The sequence below is a fragment of the Bacillus cereus group sp. RP32 genome (assembly GCF_040459735.1).
Taxonomy (GTDB): Bacteria; Bacillota; Bacilli; order Bacillales; family Bacillaceae_G; genus Bacillus_A; species Bacillus_A wiedmannii.
Genome location: NZ_JARVHO010000001.1, coordinates 2,741,377 through 2,754,083 on the forward strand (window position 1 = coordinate 2,741,377; position 12,707 = coordinate 2,754,083).

A 12,707-nucleotide genomic window follows, 5' to 3' on the forward strand; every position below is an offset into this window, starting at 1 on the left:
AGAAATAAGGCTATAGACTAAATGCGTACATCAACAAAATATGAACTTACACTAGGTGATGTACCTTGTTTTTTAGCCTATTTTCTTACTTTCCTTTCGGTGGACGTATTTACTATTAATAGAGGCGTTTAAAAATTACTAATCCAACAGTTTACTAGTTCTTCACTTAATTTTCTTTCTAGTAACTCTTTAACTGAAGGCACTGGCATAATTTTATACGTATTTAAAGCTTTTTGATTATAATCTATCCAGTGAAACGCTAAATGAGACTCTTTAGATTTTGGTAGTAAATCAACATGTAACTCTTGCGAATCTATTTCAAAAATGTGATTAATTTCATGGTGAAGTACTTCTTTATCTTGCCACTGATTTTCTATAACTCCTAAAAATTGTTTTATACTACAGTTTACTCCGAGTTCTTCTCGCAGTTCTCTTATTAATGCATTCTCAGCTGATTCGCCAACTTCAACGTGACCACCTGGTAAAAAATAATGATGGCCAATATATTCAGCCACTAACAATTTTTTATCCTTAATCATAACAGCTCGTACAATATGATGAAATTTATTTTTCAATTGCTATTCCTCCCAGTCATTTACTTTATAATTGATTAACAAATAAACGATATACTTGCTCGCCATCATAATCATGTCCCAATGATTGAAAACCGTAACATTCATATAGTTTCTTTGCGGATTTATTATCTTTATGTACTGTTAATCTTATTTCTTTACACGCCTTACATGTATTTTTTATTAAGGAAATACTTTCTTGTAATGCTGCTTTTCCATAACCATTCCCTTGCTGTTTTTGATCGATTATAAAACCGTTTATCCAATACATATCAGTTGTTTCTCTTACAACAGCATGCATAATAAATCCAACCATTAGCTCGCCGTCGTATATCGCAAATGGAATGTACTCTACATTGTCACCATCTGGTTTTATATATACTTTAGCAAGTGAAACTGCTACGGATGGAACGAATTTTCTTTGATCTTTTTTAACTTGTAGCTTTAATGCATCTTCCCAATTTTCTCTCGTAACAATCTTTAACTGGACATTCAATATTTTAGGCTCCTTTATAAATAGGTTGTATTTTTATATTCAACAGAGTGACATATTCTCCCTTTTCCGACAACAACCTACAACATGATCTTATTAAATTTTTCTTTATTTAATTGTAAAGTTGTATTGCTTCACGAAATATTAAAAAGGAACTAGCATAGTGCTAATTCCTTTTACTAAAAAGAAAACCCTGTTATTTATCGTATCCTTTTTGAGTTTCATCATTTATTAGGTTTTCTATTTTCTTATCATCAGGTACTGGTTTCCACCAATTACCTGTAATAAATAGCATGGTTAATAAATTATAACTATCACTAAAGTAGCTTTCTTTCTTATTCTTCATCCAATCCCATCCACTATTTACCCACTTTTGATTATCGCTTTTCGTTGTACTTGCAGCAATAAACGGTGACACAAATACAGCAGTTGGATAACTACCTATATTTGATCCATTTAATTGATAACCATCCACAATTTTAGAAGGATTTCCATTCGTCTTATTTTGAATCCATGAAGAGACTTTGTCAGAGATAACTTTACTTCTTTTCTCTCCATACATCGCATAGTCCATTACAATCCTTAATGGTACCCGACTAGCATTGTAATAATATGCATTTGTATACTGTGACTCATCTAAGAAATCTTTAGGTGCTGGTTGTGGTGGGTTTTTCACAACAAAATCTGAAATGAGCCCCGTATTTGGAGAGTATTTATTGCTAAATTGTGTATAAACATCGTACAAGTTATTAATAACAGTAAGCCAAGTTTTATCACCTGTAAATTCATAAAATGCTCTAAGGTGTGACATCATCCAATCTGATGGCCTTGTATTAAGTGAACTTTTAGAATCCCAATCTCCTAAATTTAGTCGGTTATTATTTGTAACATTACTAGCTTTAATACCTTTTGTAATCATGTCTTGTGCTTCTTTCAAATAATTAACCGATCCATTTGACCCCCACTGCTTATGAGCAAGAAGAAGGGAATACGCAATATCTAAATCCCCATCAGTGGCAGAATCAAAATGTCCCTGTGCTTTTTTACTATCTGCTACAACCCACCCCATTAAATTAGGATTTTGAGAGCTTTTAAAAGCCCTTGCTGTTTTAAATAAACCATCATAGATTTTTTGGGCATTCGAATCATAACCAGCCATTAATACAGTAATTACCATCCCATATCCTTGACCTTCTGAAGTTCCAAGTGGCTTAAACCCATCAGCATCACCGGTAATTTCTCCTTTTACATAATAACCACCAGGTAAAGAAGATAAATCATTTTTTAAATATTTCTTTTTCCAATTATCGTAGTAATTTATCACAGAAGCATTTAAGCTTTCCTGTGTAACATGATTAGGTTTTATAACACCTGCATAATTAACTTGCTGGGGAAATGGTTTCATTTCTTTTGCAGCAGCTACTTGTTGATTAATGACGGGGATAGATTTTTTCAATGAATTATCTGTTACATTCACTGCGAAAGCAGCATTAGAAAAACTAGCTAATCCAATTCCTATAATAGAAATACATGTGAAAACTTTCCTTTTTCCATTCATTATGTTTTCATCTCCTTTTAAAATACTTACTACACAAAATGTAACATACAATATTTAACTAAAATACAAGATATTATATTTATCAACAAAAGAAAGAAATTATAATAAAATGGTTATGGAATGAGTTTATATTGATTTATTATTTACTAGAGTTGTATATTTTTCTTTTTTTGATAGTGATATATGAGTAATTAAAACTCCAAGTATAGTAATTCCCCCGCCAATTATCGAAACAAAAGTCGGCACTTCACCTAACCATATCCAAGCAATAAAACATGCAGTTACTGGCGTTAAATATAGAGAACTTGTTGCCTCAGCAGCACCAGAATGAGATATGATATATGCCAATGCGATATATGGGAGTACTGTTGGAAATAAACCTAAATATATAACACTCATATTCACTTCAAGAGGAGCTGCTAGTATTTCTGTATACACTCCCGGTAAGAAAATAAGCATACATACAGTGCTAGATAAAATTGTATATATGGTAAATGGCAAGAAACCATACTTTTTCAAGTAAGAAGTTTGGAAAACGAAAAATAAGCTTTCTGAAATCGCTGCTAATAGTATAAATAATCCTCCACTATTCAATTGAATAGCATCTCCTTGACTAAATGATATGAAAGCAATTCCTATAAAACTAATTACACCACCGATCCAACCATTTAATTTCATTTTTTCATTCAAAAAAACAGATGCAAAAATAGCCGTTACTATAGGTGTGACTGAAACAATTAAACTTGCAGATCCAGCATTTACTGTTTTTTCGCCGTAGTTTAATGCAATGTGATAAAAAGTAAATCCTAAAGCACCAAATATAAAAATTGCTGGGATATCCTTTAAATCCGGTAGTCGTAACTTGTATATAAAAGAAAACAACAGAAGAATAAATGAAGCGATTAATAAACGTAGTAAAGTAAGGTGCTCAGGTGTATAAGATTCGAGCCCCATACGAATTGCTGGAAAGGCAGTCCCCCATATTAAAATTGTAAAAGCATGAGCACAAATAATCCGAAAGTCCCATTTTTTATAATTCATGTTTTTTCTCCCCCTTCAAACCAACCACTTTATAATTACCAATTATTTCTTTTCATCATATTTAATAGTTGTTACAATGTCTTCAACCAGTTATTTATCGTAAAAACCAACCACTTGGCATTTATAAAGTGAACGAGGGAGTTTTTTTATGACAACTAATAAAAAACTGCCTAAGTATCGGCAGATAGTAAATTTTATGAAAGAAAAAATTGAAAACGGAGAATGGCCTATTGGAAGTAAGATTCCTAGTCAACGGCAGTTAGCCAAATTATTTCATGTAAATCGAAGTACTGTAATAACTGCGCTAGATGAACTTATGGCAGATGGATTGATTCAAGGGAAAATTGGAGCAGGAACAATTGTAACAAATAATACATGGTCATTATTAGCGACGAATCCCCCGCCTGATTGGAGTGAATATGTAAAAGCTGGTATTCACAAACCTAGCAAGTTAATGGTACGAGAAATCAATGAAGCAGAAGCAAATAAAGAACTTATCCATCTTAGTAAAGGTGAACTTGCGCCTCAACTTTTCCCGCTAAAAACTATGCAGTCCATTATGAAAAGCGTAAGTGACGAAATAGATTATTTTGGATACGAAGAACAAAAAGGTTTTTTGCCGTTACGTGAAGCAATTAGTAAATACGTAAAATCATTCGGAATACATACTTCAGCCAGTTCTATATTAATCGTCTCTGGTGCATTACAAGCACTCCAATTAATATCAATTGGTCTTTTGCATAGAGAATCAACCGTTTTACTTGAACAACCTTCTTACTTATATTCACTTCATGTATTTCAATCAGCAAATATAAATCTATCTGGTATATGTATGGATAATCACGGTATTTTACCTAACGAATTATTAAAACGTATTAAATACAGTCAAAAGAAAAACATTTTATATTCTATCCCTAGTTTTCAAAACCCAACAGGGGCATTAATGTCTCAAGAACGAAGAAAAGAAATAATAAAAATATGTGAAAAGGAACAGTTACCTATAATTGAAGATGATATTTACCGAGAGTTATGGATTGATGAACCACCTCCACCTCCTTTAAAGTCGATAGATAAACATGGACATGTATTATATGTTGGTAGTCTTTCTAAAACACTTAGCCCAGGACTTAGAATTGGATGGATCATTGGACCCGAACCAGTTATTGATAGATTGTCAGATATAAAAATGCAAACAGACTATGGATCGAGCTCTTTATCTCAAAGAGTTGCTGCTGAATGGATAAATAAAGGTTTTTATGAAGAACATGTTGCAAACGTAAGAATTCAATTAAAAGAACGAAGACAATTCATGATACGAGCTTTAAATAAGTACTGCGCAGATGTTGCATCGTGGGATATTCCTAGTGGTGGATTATTTTTATGGCTAAAGATTGTACCTAACATTCCGATGAAGAAATTATTTTCAGAGGCGCTATCAAAAGGAATTCTTTTAAACCCAGGACGTATATATGAAGAAGAATCAGATCGGTACATTCGTTTATCATATGGATATGTTTCTCCAGAGCAAATGACTAGCGGAATTAAATTGTTGAGTGAATTAATCCGTAAGCTCATGGCATAACAAAAACTCCTCTTTTAACTATAGAGGAGTTTTTGTGTATCGTATTTACCACAATCTCATTTCCTGTCCCAATAAAATAAGTTCGTCATAAGGATCTCCGTCAATATTTAATACTTGAGCAAAAGCAGGTTCTGTTTTTAAACCGTTCTCTTTTAAGCGAAGAATTTCTTCCCTTATATGGGGATGCTGTATTAATAGCATGTGCTCTACTATCATATGTCTATATGCATTTTGGTTACGTACTGGCTTAGGCTGAGCAAATAATTCAAATTTAAAACCTTCAAATTCAAAATTTACCTTTATCGATTCTGTAGTTTTAATTTTTTTCTTTTTTATTTTGAATCCTTTATAAGAACCGTATAAAGATCTCATTTCCTGTTCAAAAACATCAAAGTTATGTACTTCCATTACTATATCTAAGTCAGATTGAAGAGTATCAATTCTAATAGGAATTGTCCCGCAAAGAACCGGACTATACAAAATTAAATCCTCCATAATGTTAAGTTTATTCAAAACATCATACACTTTTTGTTGCTTCTCATTCCCAGATTGTAAATATGTAATAGATGTAAACATGGAAGTCTCTCCTTCTTTTCACGTAATACGTGTCTCCGCTAAGTTCAAGAAAAATTTGTCCGTTTATATTTGTGCTAGGAGTACATTTATTTCAAAATATTAAGGTGAATAAACAATACGTTTCAACTTTCCTCCTATACTGCAATACTATAAAAATAAAAAAGGAGGAATTATTATGAGCATTTTTCACATTCTTTTAACCATCCACATATTATTTGGAACAATATGCTTAATCACCGGTATTGTAGCGATGGTTGCTCAAAAGAAGAAAGGAAAACATACGGAATGGGGTGAAATATATCATGCATCCTATGTTGTCATCACCCTTACTGCAATTATATTATCCATTATAAGCTGGGATAAAATCGCATATTTATTTTATGTAGCAATTTTCTCTTATTCATTTGCGATATATGGATACCTCGCACGAAAAAAACGTTGGAAAAATTGGCTCCATCACCATATTAGAGGTATGTTAGGTTCTTATATTGGTGCCGTTACCGCACTTTTAGTAAACGTCGGTATTCATATTCCCATAATTAATTTATTACCGCCTATATGGTTTTGGTTTTTACCTACATTAATCGGTATTCCTCTCGTAGTCAGTGTATCAAAAAAATATAAAAAGCGTAGTTAAAATTCATTACAATTTCGTTACTTTCTAATGGTAATTACAAAAAATCATACTCAATGTAATATTTTATTAACAAATTCAAATTCATATTGCTTTAAGTTCGTCACTTGGAGCTAAATAAAAAGAATCCAATAAAAATATTGGATTCTTTTTCGGATTTCATTTCAATATCGGCTCTATGTATTCAATGATGTTACCATTTGGACCACAAACTATCTTTGTATACTTGTGGGTACTTGTTGTATTGATTCAGTGATAATTACACCATTATAATTCAAGATTGTAATAACGAATGTAAACGATCCGGGTAATTCGTAAACATCCCGTCAACTCCCCATAGAAGTAACTTTTTCATATCTTTTTCATTATCTACAGTAAATGGATGAACTTCTAATCCGTGTTTCTTTATTCTCTTTACATAAGCTGAATCAATATATTTATAGTTCATCCCAATACCGATACAGTATGTTTTATACTTTTTTATCTCTAATTCAGTTAATTGAACTGCCTTTTTGTAAGGTAGTAATTGTACTAGAGGTATATGAACATCTAAACTATGAATTTTTTGCAAACTTACTTTACTAAATGATTGAATAATAATTTTATCACTTATTTCGTAGTGCTTTATAATTTCTAATAACTTTTCTTCCATACCGGGATATTCATCTGGCGATTTTGTTTCAATGTAATAATTAGTACTATTCCTGAACGTTTGAATAATTTCCTCTAGTGTTGGAACTGTAGCATCCTCAAATTCTTTCTTTGCTAAAGCTGGATGCTTTTCATTGAAAAAAGAACCTACATTTAGTTGCTTTATTTCTTCTAATGTATGTTCCTTAACTAGCCCCTTACCATTTGTAGTGCGGTTTACTGTTTCATCATGCAAAGCTACTAAATGTCCATCTTTTGTCATTTGAAGATCAATTTCTATATAATCTCCTTTTAATTGTTGTCCTAGTTTATAAGCTTGTATTGTATGTTCCGGCGCATACGCAGAAGCTCCTCTATGTGCAATGTTTTTTATATGATTTGATTGATTAATAGCTTTTGTGTACTTAAGTTCATTTACTTTATGAAAAGCAAAAGTGACTATTACTATAAAGGTGAAAATGATTGTAACGATATATATTTTTTTCATAATGATGTATTAACTCCTACATAAAAGCAATTTAGATTGAATAATTTATTCAATTAAACGTCTATTTTCAAATACAGTCATTTGTCCAACAGATTGAAAACCAGCCTTTTTATAAATATTAATCCCATCAGGTGAAGCTTGTAATACGCATTGAGAAACGTTTAATTTCTTTGCTTCTTGTAGCAAGTAATTAAACATAGTAGAGCCAAATCCTTGCCCTCTCATTTCTTCTTTTGTTGCTATATCATAAATACCAATACTATCTTTTGTACATACTAATGAACCAACAGATACGACTTCATTTTTAAAAATCCCTAAATATAGTTTCATATTCTCACTATTCCATAAATCGAAAGAAGCAGTTTCATTGTAGAATGCTTGTACATGTGTACCTTCCTCTGAAGTACCAAATAGATTAGCTAACGTTTCCCCAAAATTTTTAATTTGTCCTGACGAAGATGCTTTTTGTATCGTAAAACCTTCTGGCATGTTTATTGTTGGATGAATTGTTTTTAAGTCTGCTATCATCGCGATATTTTGTTCTGCTTCTTTTAAGCCAAGTTTTATTAATTCTCTTTTTATAGTCTGCTCATGCCTATCATCCCAAAACCAAACACTCATTGGAAATTTCTTTTGATTATAGTTGTTTACCACTTTATATAGTTTCTCAATACCTTCCGTTAAATTATTGTTTAGTATAGTAATGATATTAAATGTATCTGCCGGTAAACCACAGTCGACAGCAATGTAATCCTTCGTTTCTTTTACATTCATTCCATGTAACTGCCGCGCAATATATGAGGTTTTATATGTGAAGTTATCTATTAGTAACTGTTTATAATTCATTCATTTTGCTCCTTTCATAAAAATTCGTTTTCGAATTCTTCAGTATTAAATATAACACATAAGAAATGTATCTATTTCTATAAAAATATCTCTATACATTACTCTTTTTGCCCTAAAAGAATTAAAAATGATATAACGTTGTCGGAATGAAAAAAGTGGTATATAATAAATAGTAACATTACTAGTAATTATTTTAGGTATTCCTAGAATAAAGGAGCGATACATATGAAAATTACTATTTATTTCGGAAGTCATGAAGATCAAGATGTTCGTACTATGGACTGTCATTTAGATGTAGAAGATGCAGAAGAGATCGTTTCTGTATCATAATATAAATAGTTGGGATGAACCCTCTTCCCTACAGCGTTTAAGGCACTTTTTACAGGTGTCTTTTTTGTTGTTTTTTTCGTCAAAAACCCTTTACTTTAGAGCGTTTTAATAGTAAAATATAAATATACGAACAAACGTTCTTTTTATTTTACTTGTACATGAAGGGATGATTTTTACAATGGCTCAAGCAAAGCGCAGAGGAAGAAAAAAGCAAACACCTATCATTTCAAATACAGGCTTTATCGGCTCTGTCTTTATTGATACATTGGAGTTACAAAAGAAATCCTATTATTTCGCTCGTAAAAAACTTCAAATTGTTCATCACGTACTTGATGGCCTCTCTGGGGCAACAAGTTCTCTATTTAAAGAACATAACATTTCAGCATACATGTCATGTGTGTATTTACATAAACAAAAGAAAATCGGCTTTGTTCTTTCAACAAAACCATTTGAACAAAGTGACGGTGTTGCTTACTTTATAAATTATTTAATCGAAAAGAATTTTTACGATAATGACGAAGATGTAGAATATCAAGAAGTATTTAATACAGGTTTTATCGGTGTAGTATTCGCTGATTTATGTAGCATAGATCGCTTTAATTTCGAGTTTGAAATGGGTATGTTAACGAAATTAATGAAAGATATGATTATTCCGGTTAAAGAACTCTTTTTACGCCACAATGTACCGGCCTACATCTCCACTTCTCATTTAGAGGAACAAAACAAATTAGGTTTCGTTCTATCTGTAAAACCATATGATGAACGTGCAGAAGCAGATTTATATTTTGAGGCGTATTTAAAAGAACGCGGGTTATTTAATGGTGATGAAGAAGATGATATTGATAAGATTGTTATTAGAAAAACAGCTGAATTACGATAGAAAAGCGCAGGATGATGATCTTGCGCTTTTTATAATTTATGAAACTGATTTACCAAATAAACGGTATTAGTTTTTTTGTTTTCTGTTTTCTGTTTATACACTGTAAAGTGTTCACCGTACTTATTCTGTAAGTAATCATCAGATTGCGGAATATAGTCAAAAACAAATACAAAGAATAGGCCTATAGGAATTAACAAACTATAAATTTCGTTTTATAGTATTTGCTTTTCTTAGCTTGAAAGAGGTAGCAGTATCCATTCTATAAATAATCTAAGAATCTACTAAGCACTATAATCTTTCGAATGAACCTCTAATATGAAACGATTTGATGAAACTTTAATTACTATTAAATATAAGAATCCCCCTACAATTGGAATGGTGTACGCTGGGATATAATTTAATAATAGACCGGATAGTGCCATTGCTATAGGGAGCATCATTTTACCTATACTTAATCCAATGCTGAGAACCCTTCCCCTGTATTCATCGGGAATCTCATTTTGCATGAAATAAATTAAAGGAATATCAATTAGCGCTATAATAAACCCTAAAAAGATCATAACAACACAATAAGTAATAACGAATACTAAATCATTCACTTCAAAGCTTTTGAATAAAACTGGAATTCCTAAAATAATCATAAAAACTGACAACATAGAACTTAGTTTTTTCAAAAGATAAGAGTAAGAAAAACGATCAGTTATCTTTTTTACTACAATTGCACCAATTATCATCCCTACTGGAAAAGTCCCTTGAATGATACCAAATTGCTTAGAACCAAGATTGAGTACTGTGTTAATAATGTATGGCAATGGAACAGTTACAGCAAAGCCTAAGAAGAAATTAAACGAAATTAAAATATGAAACGTGTTCTTTAAGCTTTCCTTTTCAAGTAAGTAAGAAACCCCCTCTTTTATATCTTTAATAAAATTAACTCCTCTTTTTGAATTTCCCTCATTTATGTTGTACTCGAACAGTCTAAAATGAATAAATAGTAATGCTATCCCTGAAAGAATAAAAGAAATACCGTTTATAATTATAAAAGTCTTAATATTAAATACTGAAAAAACGATGCCACCTAACATAGGGCCGAGAATTAAAGATACAGAATCGATAATTTTACTTATAGAATTAATACTCATAAGCCTCTCTTTAGAGACGATATTTGGTTTTGCAGCCTCTAATCCTATTCCAAAAAAGGTTGTAAACACTGTCATAAGAAAGGTTGTAGTATAAATGATGAATAAGTTTAATCCATAATAGCTGCTTAATATATAAACAGCTATTAATAAGCATCCACTTAGTAAATCCATACAAATAACTAGTTTCTTTTTATCAACCTTATCAGCAATTACACCAGCAAAGGGATTCAAAACAATTATTGGAATCGTTCCTAATATGAGCGTAATCGCGAAATTTAACGCAGATCCAGTTATTTGTAAAACATATAATCCTAGCGCAAAACTATACATAGAGCTACCGAATATTGATACTGTTTTTGCAATTGAATATAAACAAATATTTCTTAGTTCTTGGTTTCTTTTTTTATTTTCTATATGTAATCGTAAACTTCCCATCACTTTTCCCCCTGCCTAATTTTGTGTTACGTACATTGTAAGTTCTTGGGTCAACCCAATAGCAATATGTACTATTTGAAAAGTTTTCAGGGAAAATAAATAAAAGATGGGGTTAACCCCATCTTTTTCCGAAAAATGAATATGTATAAATTTCTTCTCCTTGAACAAAGAAATCCTCGTATTTTCCACCTCGTTTCAAATAGTTTGAAGTACTTTCATCTATGGATTGAAACTGTAAATCTTGGATTTCTTTCGTTACTTTTGAAAGTGTAAAATTTGCTCGAAAGTTATTTGTAATTTGGCTATTTGAGCTGAAATTTTTAAATAAAATAAATAAACTTAATAAATAACAATCCGTTTTAAAAAGTGGATTTAATTCGTGAAGTAAAAAATCCTCATGCTCAAAACTATAATTGCTCGTACCAGAATGATCAATTACAATATCAACAGACCGATTCTGAATAGGGATATTCAAAAAATCAGCACAGATAAAGAGAATGTTTCTTTTCGGATTTTTTCTCGCTAATACATCTTTTAAAAATAAAAGTTTATTTAAATCTCGATCCACTGCAATGTATAGGCAATCTTTTGGTAGTTCTTCATAAATGTTTCTCAAAAAGAACCCAAGTCCCGATCCTATATCCAGTATTAATTTATTATTTAAATCTAAATGTATTAGTTTCTTTTTCGCCCATTGTCCTTCTCTATGCATATTTTCCAAATACGCATTATCAGTTTCATGAATATAATCCGAAATAGTATCTTCAAGTGACGTTCGCTCATTTGCTTTAAATGATTTACCCGCAGTTATAATTCCTGAAGTAATAATATATTCTTCACCACAATTACAAATTAGCTTCCCCTCAGTAATTTGATTGTTAGTAATAATTCCATCTTGAAGAATTAGTTTTTTGCTACACTTAGAACATGTAAGCAAATGAAGTACGCTTAAATCTATCCCTATAATTGAATCCGAACTTTCATTTGTTAATAATAAATCATGTAACACTTCCTTTAATTTATCCCGTCTCTTCTCCAAAAGTTCTATTTCCTGTTCCATCTGGTCATATTTCAATTTAAATAAAGATTGGTAAAAAGTATCTTTTTTGTAATTCATAGATTTCGCTAAATTTTTATAAAAAAATAGTTCTTTAATTTCATTCAAGCTAAAACCTAGCTCTTTGTAATGTAATATAAGCTCTAAATCTTTTTGACAATACTCGTCAAAAAAATTGTGACCGCCCTTTTTTTCAGGAATAATGAGGCCAAGATCCATATAATGTCTAATTGTATCAATACTTATGTTATTTACTTCTCCAAACTTACCAATTTTCATAACATCCCTACCATTTATATATATTTTTATATAGATTTCTATTTTTATCTTTAAAAATCCTTTTATCGCTCTATACAACAAAATTTAAGGTATGTATAGGATATTTCAATGCCACATATTTTGTAAGTATATAATTTTTTATTT

At 31.1% G+C, this 12,707-nt stretch carries 12 protein-coding genes; 3 read left to right on the forward strand and 9 right to left on the reverse strand.

Going from position 1 to position 12,707, the window contains the following annotated elements; translation table 11 throughout:
* Nucleotides 1-128 precede the first annotated feature (128 nt).
* The 4 genes from QCI46_RS14205 to QCI46_RS14220 all read right to left on the reverse strand — a co-directional run bounded on the left by QCI46_RS14205 (nt 129) and on the right by QCI46_RS14220 (nt 3,664).
* Nucleotides 129-575, reverse strand: a complete 447-nt coding sequence (locus QCI46_RS14205) for an NUDIX domain-containing protein (protein ID WP_166703867.1) — start codon at nt 573-575, stop codon at nt 129-131.
* A 25-nt stretch (nt 576-600) separates the two neighbouring features.
* Entirely contained in the window at nt 601-1,068 is a 468-nt protein-coding gene (locus QCI46_RS14210) for a GNAT family N-acetyltransferase (protein WP_327961271.1), read from the reverse strand.
* Nucleotides 1,069-1,261: 193 nt separating this feature from the next.
* A complete protein-coding gene (locus QCI46_RS14215) occupies nt 1,262-2,623 on the reverse strand; it encodes a family 8 glycosyl hydrolase (RefSeq protein WP_353840613.1) in 1,362 nt (453 codons plus the stop codon).
* 126 nt (nt 2,624-2,749) lie between these two features.
* Nucleotides 2,750-3,664 (reverse strand): DMT family transporter, encoded by a 915-nt coding sequence (locus QCI46_RS14220; RefSeq protein ID WP_353840614.1) that lies wholly within the window; start codon nt 3,662-3,664, stop codon nt 2,750-2,752.
* A gap of 148 nt (nt 3,665-3,812) precedes the next feature.
* Here QCI46_RS14220 and pdxR point away from each other — a divergent pair, with 148 nt between their 5' ends.
* On the forward strand, nt 3,813-5,246 hold the full coding sequence (pdxR, locus tag QCI46_RS14225) for a MocR-like pyridoxine biosynthesis transcription factor PdxR (protein WP_353840615.1): 1,434 nt from the start codon (nt 3,813-3,815) through the stop codon (nt 5,244-5,246).
* Nucleotides 5,247-5,291: 45 nt separating this feature from the next.
* On the opposite strand, the gene QCI46_RS14230 is transcribed toward pdxR, so the two are convergent.
* Entirely contained in the window at nt 5,292-5,822 is a 531-nt protein-coding gene (locus QCI46_RS14230; RefSeq protein WP_060486812.1) for a DUF4269 domain-containing protein, read from the reverse strand.
* Nucleotides 5,823-5,997: 175 nt separating this feature from the next.
* Between QCI46_RS14230 and QCI46_RS14235 the strand changes: the two genes are divergently transcribed.
* Nucleotides 5,998-6,459 carry a hypothetical protein gene (locus QCI46_RS14235; protein ID WP_000021531.1) on the forward strand — a complete coding sequence of 154 codons (462 nt, stop codon included), beginning with the start codon at nt 5,998-6,000 and terminating at the stop codon, nt 6,457-6,459.
* A gap of 271 nt (nt 6,460-6,730) precedes the next feature.
* Here the strand turns inward: QCI46_RS14235 and QCI46_RS14240 are convergent, their stop codons facing one another.
* Nucleotides 6,731-7,594 (reverse strand): glycerophosphodiester phosphodiesterase, encoded by an 864-nt coding sequence (locus tag QCI46_RS14240; protein ID WP_353840616.1) that lies wholly within the window; start codon nt 7,592-7,594, stop codon nt 6,731-6,733.
* A gap of 45 nt (nt 7,595-7,639) precedes the next feature.
* The gene (locus QCI46_RS14245) at nt 7,640-8,440 is read right to left on the reverse strand and encodes a GNAT family N-acetyltransferase (RefSeq protein ID WP_353840617.1); all 801 of its coding nucleotides are present in this window, start codon (nt 8,438-8,440) and stop codon (nt 7,640-7,642) included.
* Nucleotides 8,441-8,936: 496 nt separating this feature from the next.
* Between QCI46_RS14245 and QCI46_RS14250 the strand changes: the two genes are divergently transcribed.
* Entirely contained in the window at nt 8,937-9,650 is a 714-nt protein-coding gene (locus QCI46_RS14250) for a hypothetical protein (protein ID WP_353840618.1), read from the forward strand.
* 281 nt (nt 9,651-9,931) lie between these two features.
* On the opposite strand, the gene QCI46_RS14255 is transcribed toward QCI46_RS14250, so the two are convergent.
* The gene (locus QCI46_RS14255) at nt 9,932-11,227 is read right to left on the reverse strand and encodes an MFS transporter (RefSeq protein ID WP_353840619.1); all 1,296 of its coding nucleotides are present in this window, start codon (nt 11,225-11,227) and stop codon (nt 9,932-9,934) included.
* Nucleotides 11,228-11,339: 112 nt separating this feature from the next.
* Entirely contained in the window at nt 11,340-12,563 is a 1,224-nt protein-coding gene (locus QCI46_RS14260) for a methyltransferase domain-containing protein (RefSeq protein ID WP_353840620.1), read from the reverse strand.
* Between the last annotated feature and the right edge of the window lie 144 nt (nt 12,564-12,707).